At 63.0% G+C, this 22,456-nt stretch carries 12 protein-coding genes; 9 read left to right on the top strand and 3 right to left on the bottom strand.

The features are described from left to right. The first annotated feature begins 8 nt into the window (after positions 1 to 8). The 9 genes from ACI2JX_RS03235 to ACI2JX_RS03195 all read left to right on the top strand — a co-directional run bounded on the left by ACI2JX_RS03235 (position 9) and on the right by ACI2JX_RS03195 (position 14,503). Positions 9 to 626, top strand: a complete 618-nt coding sequence (locus tag ACI2JX_RS03235; RefSeq protein ID WP_404689356.1) for a hypothetical protein — start codon at positions 9 to 11, stop codon at positions 624 to 626. A gap of 860 nt (positions 627 to 1,486) precedes the next feature. Beyond that, positions 1,487 to 3,046 carry a glycogen synthase GlgA gene (gene glgA / locus ACI2JX_RS03230; protein WP_186554827.1) on the top strand — a complete coding sequence of 520 codons (1,560 nt, stop codon included), beginning with the start codon at positions 1,487 to 1,489 and terminating at the stop codon, positions 3,044 to 3,046. Between the two features lie 14 nt (positions 3,047 to 3,060). After that, positions 3,061 to 4,803 carry a malto-oligosyltrehalose trehalohydrolase gene (treZ, locus tag ACI2JX_RS03225; protein ID WP_404689355.1) on the top strand — a complete coding sequence of 581 codons (1,743 nt, stop codon included), beginning with the start codon at positions 3,061 to 3,063 and terminating at the stop codon, positions 4,801 to 4,803. After that, a complete protein-coding gene (malQ, locus tag ACI2JX_RS03220) occupies positions 4,800 to 6,869 on the top strand; it encodes a 4-alpha-glucanotransferase (protein ID WP_404689354.1) in 2,070 nt (689 codons plus the stop codon). Before treZ ends, malQ begins: the two co-directional genes overlap by 4 nt. Next, the gene (locus ACI2JX_RS03215; protein WP_404689353.1) at positions 6,866 to 9,640 is read left to right on the top strand and encodes a malto-oligosyltrehalose synthase; all 2,775 of its coding nucleotides are present in this window, start codon (positions 6,866 to 6,868) and stop codon (positions 9,638 to 9,640) included. The genes malQ and ACI2JX_RS03215 overlap by 4 nt, the downstream gene beginning before the upstream one ends. A 14-nt stretch (positions 9,641 to 9,654) precedes the next feature. Next, positions 9,655 to 9,942: a DUF2934 domain-containing protein gene (locus tag ACI2JX_RS03210; RefSeq protein WP_404689352.1), complete on the top strand. Its 288-nt coding sequence runs from the start codon at positions 9,655 to 9,657 to the stop codon at positions 9,940 to 9,942. An 83-nt stretch (positions 9,943 to 10,025) separates the two neighbouring features. Beyond that, positions 10,026 to 12,179, top strand: a complete 2,154-nt coding sequence (gene glgX / locus ACI2JX_RS03205; RefSeq protein ID WP_368973451.1) for a glycogen debranching protein GlgX — start codon at positions 10,026 to 10,028, stop codon at positions 12,177 to 12,179. A gap of 135 nt (positions 12,180 to 12,314) precedes the next feature. Further along, positions 12,315 to 13,109 (top strand): endonuclease/exonuclease/phosphatase family protein, encoded by a 795-nt coding sequence (locus ACI2JX_RS03200; RefSeq protein ID WP_264233120.1) that lies wholly within the window; start codon positions 12,315 to 12,317, stop codon positions 13,107 to 13,109. A 317-nt stretch (positions 13,110 to 13,426) separates the two neighbouring features. Continuing rightward, positions 13,427 to 14,503 carry an autotransporter outer membrane beta-barrel domain-containing protein gene (locus ACI2JX_RS03195; RefSeq protein WP_264233119.1) on the top strand — a complete coding sequence of 359 codons (1,077 nt, stop codon included), beginning with the start codon at positions 13,427 to 13,429 and terminating at the stop codon, positions 14,501 to 14,503. 182 nt (positions 14,504 to 14,685) lie between these two features. Here ACI2JX_RS03195 and glgB read toward each other — a convergent pair whose 3' ends face one another. The 3 genes from glgB to ACI2JX_RS03180 all read right to left on the bottom strand — a co-directional run bounded on the left by glgB (position 14,686) and on the right by ACI2JX_RS03180 (position 22,400). After that, positions 14,686 to 16,896, bottom strand: a complete 2,211-nt coding sequence (gene glgB / locus ACI2JX_RS03190) for a 1,4-alpha-glucan branching protein GlgB (protein ID WP_404689351.1) — start codon at positions 16,894 to 16,896, stop codon at positions 14,686 to 14,688. Next, positions 16,897 to 20,208, bottom strand: a complete 3,312-nt coding sequence (gene treS / locus ACI2JX_RS03185) for a maltose alpha-D-glucosyltransferase (protein WP_264233117.1) — start codon at positions 20,206 to 20,208, stop codon at positions 16,897 to 16,899. It abuts the gene before it with no gap. A 170-nt stretch (positions 20,209 to 20,378) separates the two neighbouring features. After that, positions 20,379 to 22,400 (bottom strand): alpha-1,4-glucan--maltose-1-phosphate maltosyltransferase, encoded by a 2,022-nt coding sequence (locus ACI2JX_RS03180; RefSeq protein WP_404689350.1) that lies wholly within the window; start codon positions 22,398 to 22,400, stop codon positions 20,379 to 20,381. Between the last annotated feature and the right edge of the window lie 56 nt (positions 22,401 to 22,456).

Here is a 22,456-nt window from a genome sequence, read left to right as displayed (position 1 = left end):
GAATTATAATGCCTGTAGCCCCGCTTAACGAGATACTCAGCACCTACCTAGATGGAGCCTCACTGGACAACCCTGGCATCATAGACCTACCGAGCTTCTCCAAGGCAGCACTGAACGAATCCAACTATTTATTAGTGGGCTCAAAAGATGACCTTAATTTTTACGAAAAAGAGCTAAAAACCGACTATAAAAATAAAACAATAAGCTTCCAAAATAAAATTTACTACTACCTAGACAAACCAATGTTTGTTGGATTGCAAATCGAACCAGCAATACGAGTCACCACTCTAATCAAAAAACACAACAAGAACATCAAGGGCAACGGCACAATCAAAAATATAGAACTTTACCTCACTCACGACCTCAAAGATGGAGCGATCATATTTAATCACAACACCCTATGCAGATTCAGCCAATGGACCAGCAAAGGCGCATACCTTGCAACGACAATAGAAAGCATTACAAACATACAAGATGAGCTTAAAAATATCTCGCTCAATCAAATTAAAAAAACAATGAACCCCTACAGCGCCACCATTCACACAAGTTCTTCACCACTCCGTCGCACGCCCGCACTCCATCGACTGACAAATATAATCAGGAGCATCAATGTAACCAAAACATAGAAACCCAAGGCGACATGTATAACTCACCATGCCCATAAAAAAATAAACTTAGAAGAACTCAAGCTCATATTGATCAGGCTCTCGGAAATTCAAGAAGCCTTAATTGATGCACAACCACCAGATCACGCCCCCATCGACCGAGTAGAGCTTCTCAAAGCGGTAGACGAAGGCTTAAACGAATTTCTTTCGACGGAAAAGAACTGTCTCCCAACAAACAGCCGCATTGCAGCAGATCTTCACAACGCAAGAAACAATTTGAAAACAACCCGTGCCGGCCTCATCGCGGGCAAGCCCGCTCCTACAGGATCGCCGCCAGCGCTATGAGGGGCATGACGCTGTGGGCCAAGAACAGGGCCTATGACACCGCAAGCAATGCCCCGAAATGGTGCGTCACCGCTTTCACGCCTCACCATAGCGCAACTGAAAACCACCACCGCCCCACCGTTGTGCCAATTAAAAATACCCCTCTCCCACTCCATTCACATCCTGCAACAGACGCCAACGTTTGCGTCTATCTCGCCTCATAACGAAAGTGACCAACGGGTCACATTTTTATCCCCGGCTCTCCTACACTCTGGTTTCGGCCCGCCATTTGCTCAGGAAAAACCGAGCTAAAAAAAGTCGAACTTTCCTAAACAGCGGTGGGTCAGGAACTAAGTAGGCCAGCGCAACGGGACCTCCCCAGCCTCGGCCAACCACCCCAATCAGTCTCACCGCCATCGGCAGGAATGCTGATCGCGCAGTGCGTGCGCGCACGACCTCGGGGCAAGGACTGCACTACCAAGATTCGCACTAGAGAGAACCAACACGAAATAACGCAACGGGTGCCTGCCACCCGGCCAATAGGGACGGAGAGAAGTATGATCAGTGCCGCTGTCGAGCCTCACGTAGATTCATTCAACCCGGACAACCGCGAGCCGCTCCAGCCGGATTTCGCCACGACAGCCAAGGCACCGGGCGCCCAGCGCCAACACAATCCGAACAAGCGCAAAGTGCTGTTCGTCACCTCGGAAATCGCTGACCTGGTCAAGACCGGTGGGTTGGGCGACGTCTCCTCTGCCCTGCCGCGGGCGCTGGCCCATCTGCACGATGTCCGCGTGCTGATCCCAGGCTATCCGCAGGTGGTGGACAGTGACAATCCGATCCATATCGTTGGCGAACTGGGTGGCCACGCCGCCTTGCCACCCTGCAAGCTGGGCCGGATGGACTTGGCCGACGGCCTGGTCATCTATGTACTGATCTGCCCCGAGCTGTACCAGCGCGAGGGCACTCCCTATGGCGCCAACAATGGCCGCGACTGGCCTGACAACCATATCCGCTTCGCCCGCCTGGGCCTGGCTGCCGCCGAGATCGCGGCCGGTGAAGGCATGGCGCACTGGAAGCCCGATCTGGTCCACGCCCATGACTGGCCAGCAGGCCTGGCACCGGCCTATATGCACTGGCGCGGGCTGAGCACGCCGACCCTGTTCACCATTCACAACCTGGCGTACCAGGGTGTCTACAGCCGTGGCTGCAGCCCGGAGCTGGCGATCCCTGACCACGCCATGCAGCAAGAGGGCATGGAGTTCTACGGCAAGTTGTCGTTCCTCAAGGCGGGCCTGGCCTACTCCAGCCACATCACCACCGTGAGTGCCACCTACGCCAAGGAAATCACCACGCCAGAATTTGGCTGTGGGCTGGATGGTTTTCTCGCCAGCAAGGCCTATCAAGGGCTGCTCAGCGGCATCCCCAATGGCATCGACGAAAGCTGGGACTCGGCCACCGACCGCCACTTGCAGCACAACTTCAGTATCAACGACTGGGACGGCAAGGCGCGTAACGCCGAGGAAGTGCGCAAGCTGTTCGAGCTGGAGCCGTCCGAAGGCCCGCTGTTCGCCGTGGTCTCGCGCCTGGTCTATCAAAAGGGGCTGGACCTGACCCTGGGCGTGGCCGACTTCATCGTCGAGCAAGGTGGGCAGATCGCGATCATCGGCCGTGGCGAGCCGGAAGAAGAACAGGCCATGCGTGAGCTGGCCTTGCGTCACCCAGGGCGGATCGGCGTGCGCATCGGCTTCAACGAGACCGATGCCCGGCGCATGTTCGCCGGCAGCGATTTTCTGCTGATGCCGTCGCGCTACGAGCCCTGCGGCTTGAGCCAGATGTATGCGCAGCGCTTCGGCTCGCTGCCGGTAGCGCGTAATACCGGCGGGCTGGCCGACACCATTGAAAATGGCGTGACGGGCTTTCTGTTCGACGAGTCGACCGTGGACAGCTACCGCGAGGCGCTAAGCCGGGCTTTCTATATCTATGCCAAGAAGGACTTGCTGCACGCCATGCGTTGCCTGTCGATGACCCAGCCGTTCAACTGGTGCCAGGCGGTCGAGCCCTATGCGCACCTGTATGAAGAGCTGGTCAAGCAGGTTCAGTTCAGCCGCTACTGATCGAGGTGTCGAAGATGCACAGGCATGGCGCACATTTACTGGACGCCACGTCGGCGCGCTTCGCCCTTTGGGCGCCGGATGCGCGCAACGTGAGCTTGCAGTTGGACCAACAACCGGCGATTGCCTTGCAGGCCGAAGGCGATGGCTGGTTCAGCGGCATTGCCCCGGCCCAGGCAGGCAGCCGCTATCGCTACCGCATCAATGATGAGCTGGAAGTCGCCGACCCGGCTTCGCGCTATCAGCCCGAAGGGGTGCATGGCCCGAGCCAGGTGGTCGACCTGGCCCGTTATCCGTGGCTGCACCCCTGGCAAGGCCGGCCCTGGCACGAGGCGGTGATCCAGGAGCTGCACGTGGGCTTGGCCGACGGCTATGCCGGGGTTGCAGGGCAATTGCCACGCCTGGCCGAGCTGGGTATCACGGCGATCGAGCTGATGCCGCTGGGGCAGTTTCCCGGAGAGCGCAACTGGGGCTATGACGGCGTGCTGCCGTTTGCCCCCCAGCACAGTTACGGCAGCCCGCAGCAGTTGTGTGCCCTGATCGATCAGGCGCATGGCCTTGGGCTGATGGTGATGGTCGATGTGGTCTACAACCACTTCGGCCCCGATGGCAATTTCCTGCATGAATACGCCAGCCCGTTCTTTCGCCAAGATCGGCAGACCCCGTGGGGCGCAGCCATCGACTTTCGCCGCCCTGAAGTGCGCGAGTACTTCATTCAGAACGCGCTGATGTGGCTGTGTGACTATCGCGTCGATGGCCTGCGCCTGGATGCCGTACATGCCATCGACCAACCTGATTTCTTGATTGAACTGGCGCACAGAGTGCGCGCTGCAGTCGAGCCCGGTCGCCACGTGTGGCTGGTGCTGGAAAACGAACACAACCAGGCAAGCCTGCTCGAACAAGGCTTCGACGCCCAGTGGAACGACGACGGCCATAACGCCTTGCACGTCCTGCTGACTGGCGAAACCGAAGGCTACTACCAAGATTACCAAGACCGCCCCATCGACAAGCTCGCCCGCTGCCTGAGCGAAGGGTTCGTGTTCCAGGGCCAGCCCAATCGCCACGGCACCCCTCGCGGCGAACCCAGTGCGCATTTGCAGCCGAGCAAGTTCGTGCTGTTTTTGCAGAACCACGACCAGATCGGCAACCGCGCCTTGGGCGAGCGCCTCACCCGGCTCTGCTCACCGCAGGCGCTGCGCGCCGCCACTGGGCTGTTGTTGCTGTCGCCGATGATCCCGCTGCTGTTCATGGGCGACGACGACGGCAGCTGCAAACCTTTCCTGTTCTTCACTGATTTTCACGACGAGTTGGCCGACGCGGTGCGTGAAGGCCGGCGCGGCGAGTTCGCCCATTTTGCCGCGTTCGCCGACCCCGACCAGCGCGAGCAGATCCCCGACCCGAATGCCGCCGACACCTTCCAGGCCTCTCGGCTCCAGCGCCAGGAGGTCCTGGCTGGCTGGCACGGCCTGTATCAGCAATTGCTCGAACTACGCCGCTTGCACGTATCGCCGCATTTGCCCGGTAGCCAGGCACTTGGTGCCGAGGTGCTCGGCGACAAGGCGCTCAGCGCGCGCTGGCGCCTGGGCAATGGTCAGCAGCTGCGGATCGACCTCAACCTGGGCGCTACGCCGCAGCCAGTCGAACTGCCGCCTGCCGCGCAGCGTCTGTTCGACAGCAGCGATAACGCCCACCCCGATTCCACCCTGGCCGCGCACAGTTGCGTGGTCAGCCTGCTTGCCCCTGCCCTGGAGCCTACATGAGCGAATTGCCGTTGCACCGTCTGGCCGCCCGTGTGGGAGTGGCCCGTGACTGGATCGATGCCAACAACCGCCCGCAGAAGGTCAGCGACCCGGTACTGCGCCAAGTCCTCGCCGGGCTTGGCCACCCGGCAACCGATGACGCGGCCATCGCGGCCAGCCTGCACAACCTGGATCAAGCCGAAGACAGCGAGCACCTGCCGCCGCTACTGACCGTCGATATCGACCAACCGTTGCCGCTGGCGCGTTACTTTTCTGCCGGCAGCCCGGTGCGTTGTGTGCTGGAAAACGGCGACCCTGTGGAGCTGAACCTCGACGAACAGGCGCAACTGCCTGGCAAGCTGCCCATCGGCTATCACCAGCTGGATATCGATGGCCGCAGCTTCAGCGTGGCGGTAGCGCCCCTGCGTTGCCATGCATTGCACGATGCCGTTCAAGAGCCACCGCCGCGTTGCTGGGGCCTGTCGGTGCAGCTGTACAGCCTGCGCCGCCCGGGTGACGGCGGCTATGGCGACTGCCTGGCCCTGGAGCAATTGGCCCGCAGTGCGGCCGAGCGTGGCGCCGATGCCTTGGCGATCAGCCCGATCCACGCGTTGTCGGGCGCCGACCAGCGCCACTACAGCCCCTACTCCCCGTCCAGCCGGCTGCTGCTCAACAGCCTCTACGCCAGCCCCGCGGCGCTGCTCGGCGAGCGCACCGTGCGCCTGGCCATCGAGGCCTGCGAGCTGCAACCCACGCTCGATGAGCTCGAGCGCCAGTCGTTGGTCGACTGGCCACGCGCCGCCGACGCCCAACAGCGTCTGCTCAAGGCGCTGTACAAGGATTTCAGCCAGGGCAATCACCCGCTGCGCGAAGACTTCGACAGTTTTCGCCAAGCCGGTGGCCAAGCCCTGGAGCATCATTGCCGCTTCGAGGTGCTGCAAGCCGAAGCCATGGAGCGCGGCCTGGGTGCCGACTGGCGCAACTGGCCAGCCGCCTGGCACGACCCATATCACCCCGAGGTGGAAGCCTTCGCCAGCGCCCATCCATCCTGGGTGGAGTATCACGCGTTCTGCCAATGGCTGACTGAGCGCGGCCTGCAACGCGCCCAGGAAGCAGCGCGCGGCAACGGCATGGCAGTCGGGCTGATCGCCGACCTGGCGGTGGGTGCCGATGGTGCTGGCAGCCAAGGCTGGAGCCGCCAGGACGAGCTGCTATCTGAGCTGACGGTCGGCGCCCCGCCAGATATCCTCAACCGCGCCGGCCAGGACTGGGGCATCAGCGCGTTCTCACCTGAAGGTCTCAAGCGCAACGGCTACCGCGCCTTCATCGAAATGTTGCGGGCCAATCTGGCCCATGCCGGGGGCCTGCGCATCGACCATGTGATGGGCCTGCGCCGGCTGTGGTTGATCCCCCGTGGTGCCAAGCCCAGCGAGGGCGCCTACCTCAATTTCCCCCTGGATGATCTGCTGCGTTTGCTGACCCTCGAGTCGGTGCGCCACCAGGCGGTGATCCTTGGCGAGGACCTCGGCACGGTGCCGGATGGCCTGCGCGAGGTGCTCGCCGACAAGGCCATATTGGGCATGCGCGTGCTGCCCTTCGAGCAGACCTCGACCGGCCATTTCAAGCCCATTCTCGACTGGCCCGACAACGCCCTGGCCACCACCGGCACCCACGACCTGGCGCCGCTGGCCGGTTGGCTGCAAAGCCGCGATATCGACTGGTATCACCGCCTGCACTTGATCGATGCGCCTGCCGAACTGCACTGGCGCCATGACCGGCAAAAGGAGCGCGAGGGGCTGCGCCGCCTGCTGGAAGCCAACTATGGCCCGCTCAAATCCGATGACGAGCTGATCGATGCGGCCATCCGCTACGTCGGCCATACCCGCGCGCCGCTGGTGCTGATCCCGCTGGAGGACCTGCTGGGCAGCGACGAGCAAGCCAACCTGCCCGGCACCACCGAAGGCCACCCCAATTGGCGTCGCCGTTTCGCCCTGCCGGTGCGCGACCTGCTCGACGATGAAGACGCCGCGCGGCGCCTGGAGCTGCTGGCCCAGGCCCGCGAACAAGCCTGGGAGCGTGACCGATGAAACCCTTGACCGCCACCGTGCGGCTGCAATTTCACAGCGACTTCACCCTGGATGACGCGGTGCCGCTGGTGCCGTACTTCGCCCGTTTGGGCATCAGCCACCTCTACGCCTCACCGATCCTCAAGGCCCGCGCCGGCTCGCGGCATGGCTACGATGTGGTCGACCCGACGCGGGTCAACCCGGAGCTGGGCGGCGAAGCCGCGCTGCTGCGCTTGGTCGGTGCATTGCGTCAGCACAGCATGGGGCTGATCCTCGACACGGTGTCCAACCACATGGCTGTGGGCGGCGCCGACAACCCTTGGTGGCAGAGCCTGCTGGCCTGGGGGCGACGCAGCCCCTATGCCGAGTTCTTCGACATTCAATGGCACTCCAGCGACCCGCTGCTGGCCGGCCAATTGCTGTTGCCGTTTCTCGGCACAGACTATGGCGTGGCCTTGCAACAGGGCGACATCCCGCTGACCTTCGACGCCGATCAAGGGGTACTGGAGGTCGCTCATTACGACCATCGCTTCCCCATTTGCCCGATGGACTACCCGCGCATCCTGGGGCACAGCCAGCACCCGCAGTTGCGCGAGCTGGCCCAACGCTTCAACAGCCTGCATGAGTCGCCCGAGCCACTGGCCGATGCCCTGCCCTTGCACGCCGAATTGGCTCGCGTGGTCAACCAAGGCGCTAGCCTGGATGAGGCCCTGAGCGCCTTCGACAGCCGCACCGAAGCGGGCTTCAAGCGCCTGCATCAGTTGCTCGAACGCCAGACCTACCGCCTGGCCAGCTGGCGCACGGCGGCGGACGATATCAACTGGCGGCGCTTTTTCGACATCAACGAGCTGGGCGGCCTGCGGGTCGAGCGCGCGCTGGTGTTCGAAGCGACCCATGCCAAGCTGTTCGAGCTGATCGAGCGCGGTTTGGTCGATGGCCTGCGCATCGACCATATCGACGGGTTGGCCGATCCACGCGGTTACTGTCGCAAGTTGCGCCGGCGCGTCGACAGCCTGTTGGCCACGCGCCCGCTGAACGCTGCGCTTGAGCACTTCCCGATCTACGTGGAGAAGATCCTCGGCGTCGATGAGCACCTGCATCAGGACTGGCTCACCGACGGCACCACCGGCTACGAGTTCATGAACCAGGTGTCGCTGCTCCAGCACGACCCCGCGGGTGAAGAGCCGCTGACCGAGTTGTGGCGCAGCGTCAGCGAGCGCCCTGACTTCCCTGAAGAAGTCCGCCAGGCGCGCCATCTGGTGCTCAACGCCAGCCTGGCCGGCGACTGTGAGTCGGTGGCCCAGGCGCTGCTGCAAGTGGCGCGCGACGACCTGATGACCCGTGACCTGACCCTGGGTGCGATTCGCCGGGCGCTCCAGGCGCTGGTCGAGCATTACCCGGTGTACCGTACCTATATCAACGCCATCGGCCGCCCCGCTGAAGACGAAGCGTTTTTCCAGCAGGCCCTGAGCGGCGCCCGGCAAACCTTGAGCGAAGCCGACTGGCCGTTGCTCGACCAGCTGCAGCTGTGGCTCGGCGGCCAACCCTGGCGCCGCTTGCCGCCAGGCCGGCCACGCAAGCACCTGCGCCATGCCTGCGTGCGCTTCCAGCAGCTGACCGCGCCGAGTGCGGCCAAGGCTGTGGAAGACACTGCCTTCTACCGCTCGGCCCGATTGCTCTCGCGCAATGATGTGGGCTTTGAGGCCGAGCGCTTCAGCGCCGCGCCCGAGGCGTTTCACACCGAGGCCGAGCGCCGCCTGCGCGACTTCCCCGACAACCTGCTGGCCACCGCCACCCATGACCACAAGCGCGGCGAAGACTGCCGCGCGCGCCTGGCGGTGCTCAGCGAACGTGGGCCTTGGCTGGCCAGCCGGGTCGAGCATTGGCGCGAGTTGGCCGCGCCGCTGCGCAAGGCGCTGGAAGATGGCCCGGCGCCGAGCCCGGCTGATGAAATGATGCTGTTGCAGACGCTGCTCGGCAGCTGGCCGCTGCAGCTTGACCGGCACGATCAAGCCGCCCTTGGCCGCTACGCCGAACGGATTCGCCAGTGGCAGCAGAAGGCCCTGCGCGAAGCCAAATTGCGCAGCGCCTGGAGCGCGCCAAACGAGGCCTATGAAACAGCGTGCGCGGCCTATATCGATGGCCTGCTGCTTGAGCGCGAGAATGAGCAACTGCGCAATTCACTGGCAGACGCTGCGCAGTCGATTGCCTGCGCCGGCGCGCTCAATGGGCTGGTGCAGTGCCTGCTGCGGATGACTTCGCCGGGGGTGCCCGACCTGTACCAGGGTAATGAGTACTGGGACCTGAGCCTGGTCGACCCGGACAACCGCCGCCCAGTGGACTACGCTGTGAGGCGAGCCAGCCTGGACGACAGCACACCGCTGGCAGCGCTGCTCGAACACTGGCGCGATGGGCGGATCAAGCAGGCGCTGATCGCCCAGGTCCTCGACTGCCGTCAGGCCTACCCAGCGTTATTTCGCCGGGGTGACTACCTGCCGCTGGCCGTGCAGGGCCGGCATGCCGACAAGGTACTGGCGTTTGCCCGCCTGGGCGACGGTGAGCGCGCGATTGTGGTGGTGCCACGTTTGACCTACGCGTTACTGGGCACTCGCCCAACACCGTTGATCCCGGCACAGAACTGGGACGACACCCGGCTGATTCTGCCGTTTACCTCGTCACCTGCCAATTGGACTGGACTTTTCGCCAGCCGCGCGGTCAGCCCTTCTAGAGAGCTGATGTTGAGCGCTGTGCTGGCTGAATGTCCGGTCAATCTGTTGATACAACAATCTTGAGCATCAGGAGCGTCATGATGAGTGTCGATGAAAAGCGTATTCGCCAATTTGCCTATGAGATCTGGGAGTCCGAGGGCAAGCCTGCCGGGCAGGAGGAGCGCCATTGGGAGATGGCGCGCAAGCTTGCCGAAGCTGAAGCCCTGGCGCCCAAGGCTGCGCCGCGCAAGAAGCCGGCTGCAGCCAAGCCTAAGGTAGCGGCAGAACCCAAGGCTGCGGCCAAGCCCAAGGTGGCCAGCAACACGGCCGCCAAGCCGGTGGCCGAGAAGAAGCCCCGGGCGGTGAAAAAGCCTAGTGCAGGGTGAGTCTATCCAGACGCCTTAGCCCAGCAATACAGGGGCCACTGCGCGCCCCTGACACCCCCTCCCCTTGGCCAACGAGGACTGCCATGAGCCCCCGCACCCCGAAGAAAACCCGCTCTGTCGCCCCATCGCGCATTCGTGAAGGCATGCCGTTCCCGCTCGGCGCCACCTGGGACGGCCTGGGAGTCAACTTCGCCCTGTTCTCGGCCAATGCCACCAAAGTCGAACTGTGCTTGTTCGACTCCACTGGCGAGCAGGAGCTCGAACGCATCGAGCTGCCGGAATACACCGATGAGATCTACCACGGCTATCTGCCCGACGCCCACCCAGGCCTGGTCTACGGCTATCGCGTCTACGGCCCCTACGAGCCGGAGAATGGCCATCGCTTCAACCACAACAAGCTACTGATCGATCCCTACGCCAAACAACTGGTCGGCACCCTGAAATGGTCCGAGGCGCTGTTCGGCTACACCATTGGCCATCCCGACGGCGATTTGTCGTTCGATGAGCGTGACAGCGCGCCCTTCGTGCCTAAATGCAAGGTCATCGACCCGGCATTCACCTGGGGCCGCGACCATCGGGTGCAGGTGCCGTGGGAACGCACCATCCTCTACGAGGCGCACACCCGCGGTATCAGCATGCGCCACCCGGCGGTGCCCGAGGCGTTGCGCGGCACCTTTGCCGGCCTTGCCAACGATGAGCTGCTCAAGCACATCAAGGATCTGGGCGTGTCCTCCATCGAACTGCTGCCGATCCACGCCTTCGTCAACGACCAGCATTTACTCGACAAAGGCCTGAACAACTACTGGGGCTACAACAGCATCGCCTTCTTCGCGCCGCACCCCAAGTACCTGGCCAGCGGCAAGATCGCCGAGTTCAAGGAGATGGTCGCCCACCTGCACGACGCAGGCCTGGAGGTGATCCTCGATGTGGTCTACAACCACACCGCCGAAGGCAACGAGCAAGGCCCGACCCTGTCGATGCGCGGCATCGACAACGCCTCGTACTACCGCCTGATGCCCGATGACAAGCGCTACTACATCAACGACTCCGGCACCGGCAACACCCTCGACCTGAGCCACCCTTGCGTGCTGCAACTGGTCACCGATTCGCTACGCTACTGGGCCGGCGAGATGCGCGTGGATGGCTTTCGCTTCGACCTGGCAACCATCCTGGGCCGCTACCACGATGGCTACAACGAGCGGCACAGCTTCCTCGTCGCCTGCCGCCAAGACCCACTGCTGAGCCAGGTCAAGTTGATCGCCGAACCCTGGGACTGCGGCCCAGGCGGCTATCAGGTGGGCAACTTCGCCCCCGGCTGGGCCGAATGGAACGATCGCTTCCGCGACACCGTGCGCAGCTTCTGGAAGGGTGACGAGGGCCAATTGGCCGACTTCGCCTCACGCATGACGGCCTCAGGCGACATGTTCAACAACCGCGGCCGGCGCCCCTATGCCTCGGTCAACTTCGTCACCGCCCACGACGGCTTCACCCTGCGTGACCTGGTCTCGTACAACGATAAGCACAACGAAGACAACGACGAGAACAATCAGGACGGCACCGACAATAACCTGTCATGGAACTGCGGCGCCGAAGGGCCGACCGACGACCCTGAAATCAACGCCCTGCGCATGCGCCAGATGCGCAACTTCTTCGCCACCCTGCTGCTGGCCCAAGGCACGCCGATGATCGTTGCCGGCGACGAGTTCAGCCGCACCCAGCATGGCAACAACAACGCCTACTGCCAGGACAGTGAGATCGGCTGGATCAACTGGGACCTGGACGAGCAAGGCAGCGAGCTGCTGACCTTCGTCAAGCGCCTGACCCGCTTGCGCCTGACCTACCCGGTGCTGCGCCGTTCACGCTTTTTGGTCGGCGACTACAACGAGGCGATTGGCGTCAAGGATGTCACCTGGCTGGCCCCCGATGGCAGCGAGATGAGCGTGGAGCAATGGCAAGACCCGCACGGGCGTTGCCTGGGCATGCTGATAGATGGCCGCGCGCAAGTCAGCGGGATAGCCCGGCCAGGGTCTGAGGCGACCATGCTGCTGATCGTCAATGCCCACCACGACACCGTGCCGTTCAAACTGCCTGCCGTGCCTGAAGGCGACTACTGGAGCTGCCTGATCGATACCGATCGTCCGCAGTTGCGCAAGCCGCAGCATTTGCCATTCGAAACGATGTTCGAGGCGACTGGCCGCTCGTTGCTGCTGATGGTGCTGCAGCGCGAGGAGGACTGAACCCAGCCGGGCTGATTCGGTCCTAGACAATAGCGTTTGTTGTGTCAGTGGCGCCCTCATCGCAGGGCCTTGTGGGAGCGATGAGGCCGCCACTGGCTCAACCCAAACAGCAGCCAGCCAGGAACAGGAGCCCCCGTGAACCTCGAAGCCGGCAGTCAAGGTTTCGCCTCCGTCAGCCAATCCCCGGCCGTCGACCGCCTCCGGGTCCTGACGGTCAATACCCACAAAGGCTTTACCGCCTTCAATCGGCGCTTCATCTTGCCGGAGCTACGCGAGGCGGTGCGCAGCACCCAAGCCGATATCGTGTTTCTCCAGGAAGTGCTCGGCAGCCACGACCGCCACGCTGCGCGTTACCCCGGCTGGCCACAGACCTCGCAGTACGAGTTTCTCGCCGACAGCATGTGGAGTGACTTCGCCTACGGCCGCAATGCGGTCTACCCCGATGGCCACCACGGCAACGCCCTGCTGTCCAAGTACCCGATCCTGGAGCACCGTAACCTCGACGTGTCGATCACCGGCCCCGAGCGCCGCGGCCTGCTGCATTGCATTCTCGATGTGCCCGGCCAGCGCCCGGTGCATGCCATCTGCGTGCACCTGTCGCTACTCGAGAGCCACCGCCAGCAGCAATTGCAGCTACTGCGCAAACTGCTCGACGCCCTGCCCGCTGACGAGCCGGTGATCATCGCCGGCGACTTCAACGACTGGAAGCTGCGCGGCAACCGCACCCTGGGCCTTGCGCGCGACCTGCATGAAGCGTTCGAGCGCCACCATGGCCTGCTCGCCCGAACGTATCCGGCGCGCTTGCCATTACTGCGCCTGGACCGGATCTACCTGCGCAATGCCCAGAGCCATGCCCCGCAAATTCTCGCCCACAAGCCTTGGACGCACCTGTCGGACCACCTGCCACTGGCAGTGGAAGTGCGTCTGTAGCAATGATTCGGCATAGCCGCACAACGGCAAATAGCGAACCTGGCTATGGGCAATTGGTTTGCCCATTAATTCAATGAGTTAACTCTACTTACAGACCTCGCACAGATCCTTCACGTTTTCTTGACGCAAGCCTTGTCCTCTCCTTAGCTGAACTTAATACCAGACGTAAAAAATTTGCGCCGGGCCTCTAGCTCGCGCCTTCGTGCGCGCTCGAACAGGCTGGCGTGCTGGTTTGGGTCGCCCTCTGTTTTGTCGTACAGCTCGTGACAACAGGCCAGGTCCTTGGGCTGTACCTTAAAAACAAGAGGAGAACCGCCATGAAAAGAACTGCGCGCCCCCTGCGCCTCGATCATGTTCTGTGCGCGGTTTCCACGTCGCTGCTCCTGGCAACCCCGGTGGAAACTTTCGCGTTCGATCTGCAAGAGGATGAGCCTTACGCCAACCTTCTGCAGCAGCCGGCGATGCCCCAGCTGTCGCTGGATCCGGTCAGCGCCAGCGGCTTGAGCCTCAATACCCTCAGCGCCTTTTCCGAGCGCATGAGCCAGCGCCATGGGCAGGCGGCACCGGACCTGGTCGCCAGCCAATGGTCGCAGTTCTTCCCCGGCCTGCCCCACATCGGCGCGCAACCCCCCAATCAACTCGAAGCACCCAGCCAGCAACTGATGATTGGCCCGGACCTGTTCGTGCGCGAATCGACCTCGGGCAACGTCCACCGAGCCGGGGTATTTGTCGGCCATAACAACCTGCAAAGCAGCTTCAACGGCATGCGCCAGTTGCTCGGCGACAAGCAGCGCAACGCCGTCAACCTCAGCGGCGAGAGCCTGGGGGTGTACTGGAGCATGAGCCATGCCCAGGGCTGGCACCTGGATGCGGTAGCGATGGGCACCCGCATCGATGTCAGTGGCCGTGGCGAAAGCGGCCAGCGCCTGGATGACAGCGGCCACGCGATGACCTTCTCGTTGGAAGGCGGTTACCCGATTGGCCTGGGTGGCGGCTGGGTGATCGAGCCGCAGGCGCAGTTGATCAACCAGCAGTTCTTCCCCGGCAGCCAGGTGCAGGAAGCGACCTTGCAGGCGTTCGATAGCCAGCCCAGCTGGAGCGGCCGGGTCGGTGCCAAATTGTCTGGGCGCTATGTAGTGAGCGGAATGCCGATCGAGCCCTATGTGCGGACCAACGTCTGGTACGACTTCAGCAACGCCGATGGGGTGCAGCTGGACCAGGTCGACAAGATCTCCAGCTCACGCTATTCGACCACGGTGGAATTGGGCTTGGGCCTGGTGGCGCGGATGACGCCGAATGTGGCGTTGTTCGTCAGTGCCGATTACAGCAGCGATATGGATGGCAATGACCTCAATGGCTTGATTGGCAGTCTTGGGGTGAAGATGCGCTGGTAGCCGCCACACCAGCCTGTGGGAGTGGGTGGTTGTGGGTGTCGTTACCAAGCGGCGCAGGCTCAAAAGCCGACGACCATGCGCTACACCGCCTCGTGGGAGCGGGCTTGCCCCGCGATAGCGTCAGATCAGCCACCCTCAATTGAAGCTGCTGATGCTATCGCGGGGCAAGCCCGCTCCCACGGTTAGGCTGGCTTCATGACCAGGACGCCAAGTGGCGGCAGGTTCAGGGCCAATGACAATGGCTGGCCGTGGCTGGGCAGGTCTTCACTGGCCACCGCCCCGAGGTTGCCCACGTTGGATCCGGCATACATTTGCGCATCACTGTTGAGCAACTCTTCCCAGCGCTCGCCAAACGGCACGCCAATCCGATAGCCCTCGCGCGGCACCGGGGTGAAGTTGGCCACCACCAGCAGCGGCTCGCCGGTGCTGCTCCAGCGCAACCAGGCGAACACGCTGTTGTGCGCATCGTCACCAATCAACCACTGGAAGCCCTGGGGCTGGCAGTCTTGTTCATGCAGCGCCGGCAACTGGCGATACAGCCGGTTAAGGTCACTGACCAACTGCTGCACGCCTTTGTGCTCGGAGTACTGCAGCAAGTACCAATCGAGCTGATGATCATGGTTCCACTCGCGCCACTGGCCAAACTCGCAGCCCATGAACAGCAACTTCTTGCCGGGGTGAGTCCACATGAAGGTCAGGTAGGCGCGCAGGTTGGCGAACTTCTGCCAGCGATCGCCGGGCATCTTGTCGATCAGCGAATGCTTGCCATGCACCACTTCATCATGAGAGATGGGCAGAATGAAGTGCTCGGAATAGGCGTAGATCAGGCCGAAGCTCATCTCGTTGTGATGATGGGCGCGGTGCACCGGATCGTTCTGGATGTAATGCAGGGTGTCGTGCATCCAGCCCATGTTCCACTTGTAGGCAAAGCCTAGGCCGCCCTGCTGGGTCGGTTGGCTGACCCCAGGCCAGGCGGTCGACTCTTCAGCGATGATCAGCGCGCCGGGGGCTTCGTGGCTGACGATGCCATTGAGGTGGCGCAGGAAATCGATGGCTTCGAGGTTTTCCCGCCCGCCATGGCGATTGGGCACCCACTCGCCGGCCTTGCGTGAATAGTCGCGGTAGAGCATCGAGGCCACTGCATCGACGCGCAAACCATCGATGTGGAAGTGCTTGAGCCAGTGCAGCGCCGAGGCCAGCATGAAGCCGCGCACCTCGTTGCGACCCAGGTTGTAGATCAGCGTGTTCCAGTCCTGGTGGAAGCCTTCCAGGGGGTTGTCGTATTCGTACAGCGCGGTGCCGTCGAAACGCGCCAGGCCATGTTCATCGGTAGGGAAATGCGCCGGCACCCAATCGAGGATCACGCCGATCCCCCCCTGGTGGCAGGCATCGATGAAAGCGGCGAAGTCTTCGGCGCTGCCATAGCGCGAGGTTGGCGCAAACAGCGACAGCGGCTGATAGCCCCAGGAGCCACCAAACGGATGCTCCATGATCGGCAGCATTTCGATATGGGTGAAGCCCAGCTCCTGCACGTAGGGCACCAGGCGCTCGGCCAGCTCACGCCAGTTGTAGAAGCGCGCCACTTCACCGCCATCGTCCAGCTCGCAGCGCCAGGAGCCGACGTGCAGCTCGTAGATCGACAGCGGCGCGTTGTAGGCATGACGTTGGGCGCGCTGCTCCATCCACTGCTGATCGCGCCACTCATGGGCCAGCGGCCCTGCCACTTTCGAGGCGGTGCTCGGCGGCAGTTCGGTGGCCCGCGCCAGCGGGTCGGCCTTGAGCGGCAGCACACCCTCGCGGCCGAGTACTTCGTACTTGTAGGCCTCGCCCACGCCCAGGCGCGGCACGAACAGCTCCCACACCCCGGCGTTGTGGCGCAGGCGCATGGGGTGGCGGCGGCCGTCCCAGTTGTTGAAATCGCCGACCACCGAGACCCGTTTGGCATTCGGCGCCCATACCGAGAACAGCACGCCGTCGATGCCGTCGACCTGGGTCGGCTGCGCGCCAAAGCGCCCGGACAGGTCGCGGTGGTTGCCCTCGGCGAACAGGTACATGTCCATATCGCCCAATTGCGGGCCAAAGCTGTAGGGGTCTTCGGTGACTTGCTCGCCACCGGCCCAAGCCACCTGCAGCTGATAAGGCTGGGCCTGATCGAGATGGGCCGTGAACAAGCCCGGCAGGCTGCCCTGGTGCATGTCGGCCAGCACGCGGCCGTCGTCACGCGCCAGCACCTTGGCATTCAAGGCATTGGGCAAAAAGGCGCGTACGAACACGCCGCCCGCACCGTCCGGGTGCGGGCCGAGCACGGCAAATGGATCGGCGTGCTCGGCGCGGGCCAGGGCGTCGATGTCCCGTTGCCGAAGTCCGCCGTTTTCACGCGTGGTTGCGTTCATTCATGACTCTCCCCAAGTGCTGATCAGTCCATGCAGGCCATGCAAAGGCACGGCCAGCCACGTCGGCCGATTCTCGGCTTCATAGGTAATCTCGTAGGCAGCTTTTTCCAGGCAGAACAGTTCCAATGCGGCGCGCTCGCCCTCGGCCTGTTCCCAGGCGTGGGGCATGGCGGCGGTGGCCAGGCCGTAGGCTTGAACGAAGGCATGGCGCGACTGGTGCAGGTACTGCCTTGCGACCCGCTGACGAGCCTGGCGAGCGGCGTCGGAGAGGTCTACCGCCGAGGCGCTGCGCAGGATCATCGCAGCAGCATAGTCGAAGGATCGCAACACGCCGCTGACATCTTTGTACGGGCTGTGTTTGGCCCGCCGCTCGTCTAGCGGGCGCGCCGGTTCGCCTTCGAAGTCGATCAGGTAGGCATCGCCCTGCACCACCAGTACCTGGCCCAGGTGCAAGTCGCCATGCACCCGCATCAACAAGCCCCCTTGGGCCTGCTGGGCGAGGTTGTCGATGTGTTTGGCCAGGCCATCGCGTTGCTGCTGCAAATCGTCGACCAAGGCCTGGCTGTCGCGATCGAGGCTGTCGCGGTGCTGCACCAGCAGGTCCAGCGCATGGCTGAGTTCGGCGCTGATCTGCTGGCTCCAGCGCACGCTGTCCTCGCTGGTACTGGCGCGGGGTTTGAACGCTGCATCGTCAGTGGCAGCGGCGAGCAGCAGGTGCATTTCACCCAGGCGCTGGCCGAGCAAGGTGGCAAAGCCGTTCAGCTCAGCCAAGGCGTTGGTGTGCGCTTCGGCTTCGACGCTATCGGGCTCCATCTCATCGCGGATCGCCCGCTCCAGGGTGTTCTGGGTCCAGGCCCAGGCATCGCCCTGGTTGCTCAGGTAGCCCTGGGCGATCATCAGCAGGTTCGGCTGATCGTGCGCGTCGACCCGGCTGACCCAGGCCAGCAGCGGCGAGATATTGGCAAAGCCGCCAGCGGTCAGGTAGGCGCTCATCTCCAGCTCCGGGTGAATGCCGGGGTTGACCCGCCGGATCAGCTTGAGCACCACCCGATCAGCGATCACCACCGAACTGTTGGATTGCTCGGCGCTCAGATAGCGCACTTCGCTGTCCTCGTTGAGCTCAAGCGGCGCCAGCAAGTCAGTGCTCTCAAAGCGCAGCTCGCCGGCACTGCTGGGCAGCCGGGTGCCGTCCTGGCAGTTGCGCAGCACCGCACGAATGAACGGCTCCAGCACGAACGCATCGGTGATCAACCCGACCTGGCGGCCACGGCGCACCCGCGACAATGCCAGTTGCTGCGGCAGCGCGGTGTTGATCTGCTCCTCGGGGAGGAAGCCGAACGGCAGCTGATAGTAATTGGCTACGCCATCGCTAATCACTTCCAGCTCGCTGAGCAGCACCGGCGTGGTCGCCGTGGCCAGGCGCACGCCGTAGCTCAGGCGTACTTGATCGAGCGGCCCTTCCTTGCCGGCGAACCAGCGCCGCTTGGGCAGGTACTGCGGCAGGATCGCGCCTTGCAGGGTGTCGATCGAAGGCGCTTCGAGCAGCTCTTCCATGCGTTTGCGCAGCACCAGCGTGGTCAGCTCCGGCAGGCCCTCGGTGGGCTCGACGTGCCAGCTGGGCATGCGATCGCGGCTGGCCAGCAAGAACCAGTAGAAGCCATAGGGCGCCAGGGTCAGCAGGAACGGCAGTTGGCCAATCGGCGGGAAGGCGCTGCCGCCGAGCATCTCCACCGGCACCTTGTCGGCGTACTGCGACAGCTCAAGCTCTGCGGCCTGGGCTGCGCGGGAAACGTTGGCGACACACAGGATGATTTCGCTGTTGCCATTGGCGTCGGTGTACTCGCGGATATAGGCGAGGATGCGCCGGTTGCTCGGCGTGAGCATCTTCAACGTGCCACGGCCAAAGGCCTTCTGCTGGTTGCGCACCGCCAGCAGGCGGCGGTTCCAGTTGAGCAGCGAATGCGGGTCGTGCGACTGGGCTTCGACGTTGACCGTCTGGTAACCGTACAGCGGGTCCATGATCGGCGGCAGCACCAGGCGCTGCGGGTCGGCGCGGGAGAAGCCGCCGTTGCGATCAGGTGACCACTGCATCGGCGTGCGCACACCATCGCGATCGCCCAGATAGATGTTGTCGCCCATGCCCAGCTCATCGCCGTAGTACAAGGTTGGCGTGCCAGGCATCGACAGCAGCAGGCTGGTCAGCAGCTCGATGCGCCGCCGGTCGCGCTGCAGCAGCGGCGCCAGGCGCCGGCGGATGCCGAGGTTGATCCGCGCGCGGCGGTCTTCGGCGTAGTAGTTCCACAGGTAGTCGCGCTCGCGGTCGGTGACCATCTCCAGGGTCAGCTCATCGTGGTTGCGCAAAAAGATCGCCCACTGGCAGTTGGCGGGGATCTCCGGGGTCTGGCGCAGGATGTCGGTGATCGGGAAGCGGTCTTCCATGGCCAGCGCCATGTACATGCGCGGCATCAGCGGGAAGTGAAAGGCCATGTGGCACTCATCGCCATCGCCCTCGCCAAAATACGGCCGGGTGTCTTCAGGCCACTGGTTGGCCTCGGCCAGCAGCATGCGGTCGGGGTAGTTGGCGTCGATCTCGGCGCGAATGGCCTTGAGCACCCCATGGGTCTCGGGCAGGTTTTCGTTATTGGTGCCGTCGCGCTCGATCAGGTACGGAATGGCGTCCAGGCGCAGGCCGTCGACGCCGATGTCGAGCCAATAGCGCATGACATCGATCACCGCCTTCATTACCTGCGGGTTGTCGAAGTTCAAATCCGGCTGGTGCGAATAGAAGCGGTGCCAGAAGTACTGGCCGGCGACCGGGTCCCAGGTCCAGTTGGATTTCTCGGTGTCGAGGAAGATGATCCGCGTGCCGTCGTATTTCTGGTCGTCGTCCGACCACACGTAGAAATCCCGCGCCTTGCTGCCGCGCTTGGCGTGGCGAGCCTTTTGGAACCAGGGGTGCTGGTCGGAGGTGTGGTTGATCACCAGCTCCGTGATCACTCGCAGCCCACGCTTGTGCGCCTCGGCGATGAAGCGCTTGGCGTCGGCCATGCTGCCGTAGTCGGGGTGCACGGCTTTGTACTCGGCGATGTCATAGCCATCGTCGCGCCGTGGCGAGGGGTAGAACGGCAACAGCCAGAGGGTGTTGACACCCAGTTCGGCGATGTAGTCGAGCTTGCTGATCAAACCTGCGAAATCACCGATGCCGTCGTTGTTGGAATCGAAGAACGACTTGATGTGCAGTTGATAGATCACCGCGTCCTTGTACCAGAGCGGATCGTCGATGAAGGCTGCTGGGCGGGAACGCTTGGCCATGTGCGACTCCTTGCTGTCCTAGATTATTTCGTGAGATGGGGTTGGCTGGATTGGGGCTGCTTCGCACCCCATCGCAGGTAAGCCAGCGCCTACAGGTTCGCGCGGTGCTTGTAGGCGCTGGCTTGCCTGCGATGGGCCGCGCGGCGGCCCCAAAACCTCAAGGGCGCTACCTACTTCAAGGCCTTCTCAATACGCCAGATACCAAACGGCTGATAACCAGGATCAATCCGCATCCACTGGGTCTTGCCATGCCAGGTCCAGCGATGCCCATTCATCAAATCTTCCCCCAGGGTGTCGGCATCGTCGTCCAACCCCAGCTCCCACAGCGGCAACTCGAAGCTCGCCTCCTGCACGTTGTGCGGATCGAGGCTGATGGCCACCAGAATGAAGTTGTCCCGCTCCGGCGTGCGTTTGGCGAAATACAGGATGTTGTCGTTCCAACAGTTGAAGAACGCCACCCCCAGATGGGTCTGCAAGGCCCGGTTCTGCCGGCGAATGCGATTGAGCTGGGCGATCTCGGCGACGATGTTGCCGGGGGCGGTGAAATCACGCGGGCGGATTTCGTACTTCTCCGAATCGAGGTACTCCTCCTTGCCCGGAATCGCCGCGGCTTCGCACAGCTCAAAGCCTGAATACATGCCCCACAGGCCCGAACCCATGGTCGCCAGCGCTGCGCGAATGAGAAACCCGGCACGCCCGGAGCTCTGCAGGAAGAATGGGTTGATATCCGGGGTATTGACGAAGAAGTTCGGCCGGTAGCACTGGCTCCACGGCGGCTGGTTGAGCTCCTCGAAATACTCGCGCAACTCCTGCTTGGTATTGCGCCAGGTGAAATAGGTGTAGCTCTGCGCATAGCCGACCTTGCCCAACCGCGCCATCATCGCAGGCTTGGTAAAGGCCTCGGCGAGGAAGATCACCTCCGGGTGCTGGCTGCGCACATTGGCGATCAGCCATTGCCAGAACGGCAGCGGTTTGGTGTGCGGGTTGTCGACGCGGAAGGTCTTCACGCCCTCCTCGACCCAGCCGACCACCACGTCACGCAGCGCCAGCCACAGCGAGGGCACCGCCTCGGCGGCATAGAAGTCGACGTTGACGATGTCCTGGTACTTTTTCGGTGGATTCTCTGCATAGCGGATGCTGCCGTCGGGACGCCAGCTGAACCAGCCGGGGTGCTCGATCAGCCAAGGGTGGTCTTGCGAGCACTGGATGGCGAAATCCAGGGCGATCTCCAGGCCATGCTCAGCGGCAGCCGCCACCAGCCGGCGGAAGTCCTCGCGGGTGCCCAGCTCAGGGTGAATGGCATCGTGGCCGCCCTCGGGGCTACCAATGGCGTAAGGGCTGCCGGGATCGCTGGGTTCGGCTTGCAGGGCATTATTGCGGCCCTTGCGGTGCTTCTTGCCAATTGGATGGATGGGCGGGAAATACAACACGTCAAAGCCCATGTCGCGGATCATCGGCAGGCGCTGGTGGACATCATTGAAGGTGCCATGGCGCTCAGGGTCATCAGTGATCGAACGCGGGAACAGCTCGTACCAACTGGCGAACTGCGCTGCCGGTCGATCGACATCGAGGGGAAACTCGGCGCTGCGGGTCAGGTAGCTGCGGTGTTCGGCCTCGATCATCAGCCGCGCGGTCTCGGCGTCCAGCAGCAGGGCGACCTGCTCGTCCGCCGGCAGCTCAGACAAGCGCGATTGCAGCGCCACGATCGCTTCGCGTAGCAGCCCCTCGCTGCGCTCTGCGCCCTTGCCCAGCAATAACCTGCCCTCCTCCAGCTCTAGTTTGACCTCGACCCCGGCGTGGTACTTCTTTTCAAGGTCATGGCAATAGGTGGCGAACGGATCGATCCAGGCCTCGATACTGAACAGGTGCAAGCCAAGCTGGACAGGCGTGAACTCGGCCAGCCACAGGTCGTTACCCGCCGCCTGCATCGGCACGCCGTGCCAGTGTCGACTGTTGGCCTCGCGCCAGTGCAGCAGCACCATCAACTGGTCGTGGCCGTCGCTGTAGACCTTGCTGCTGACCTGCACCGGCTGGCCGCTGATGGCCTTGGCGGCGAAGGTGCCACCGTCGAGCACCGGGCTTGTGTTTTCGATCACCAAACGTGGCGCCAGCAGCGCCTGCGACAGGCTGATGGCCTGTTCGGGGTGGTCGTTGGCCATGGGTACGCTTTCGAAGGGCTCGCTGCGAGACATCGGACTGTGCTCCCTGTTGGCGATGGCGGTAAGGGTTCAGAGCCGTCGGACGCGGG

Origin of the sequence: Pseudomonas sp. NPDC088890 (assembly GCF_044900155.1) — a bacterium.
Lineage (GTDB): Bacteria > Pseudomonadota > Gammaproteobacteria > Pseudomonadales > Pseudomonadaceae > Aquipseudomonas > Aquipseudomonas urmiensis.
This window is presented reverse-complemented; position numbering and strand designations above follow the sequence as displayed.

What these genes read in the sequence shown, in the direction of transcription:
- glgX (WP_368973451.1), top strand. Translation starts at nt 10,026, where the DNA reads ATGAGCCCCCGCACCCCGAAGAAAACCCGCTCTGTCGCCCCATCGCGC.
- ACI2JX_RS03235 (WP_404689356.1), top strand. Translation starts at nt 9, where the DNA reads ATGCCTGTAGCCCCGCTTAACGAGATACTCAGCACCTACCTAGATGGA.
- glgB (WP_404689351.1), bottom strand. Translation starts at nt 16,896, where the DNA reads ATGAACGCAACCACGCGTGAAAACGGCGGACTTCGGCAACGGGACATC.
- ACI2JX_RS03210 (WP_404689352.1), top strand. Translation starts at nt 9,655, where the DNA reads ATGATGAGTGTCGATGAAAAGCGTATTCGCCAATTTGCCTATGAGATC.
- ACI2JX_RS03180 (WP_404689350.1), bottom strand. Translation starts at nt 22,400, where the DNA reads ATGTCTCGCAGCGAGCCCTTCGAAAGCGTACCCATGGCCAACGACCAC.
- glgA (WP_186554827.1), top strand. Translation starts at nt 1,487, where the DNA reads ATGATCAGTGCCGCTGTCGAGCCTCACGTAGATTCATTCAACCCGGAC.
- ACI2JX_RS03195 (WP_264233119.1), top strand. Translation starts at nt 13,427, where the DNA reads ATGAAAAGAACTGCGCGCCCCCTGCGCCTCGATCATGTTCTGTGCGCG.
- treS (WP_264233117.1), bottom strand. Translation starts at nt 20,208, where the DNA reads ATGGCCAAGCGTTCCCGCCCAGCAGCCTTCATCGACGATCCGCTCTGG.
- ACI2JX_RS03215 (WP_404689353.1), top strand. Translation starts at nt 6,866, where the DNA reads ATGAAACCCTTGACCGCCACCGTGCGGCTGCAATTTCACAGCGACTTC.
- malQ (WP_404689354.1), top strand. Translation starts at nt 4,800, where the DNA reads ATGAGCGAATTGCCGTTGCACCGTCTGGCCGCCCGTGTGGGAGTGGCC.
- treZ (WP_404689355.1), top strand. Translation starts at nt 3,061, where the DNA reads ATGCACAGGCATGGCGCACATTTACTGGACGCCACGTCGGCGCGCTTC.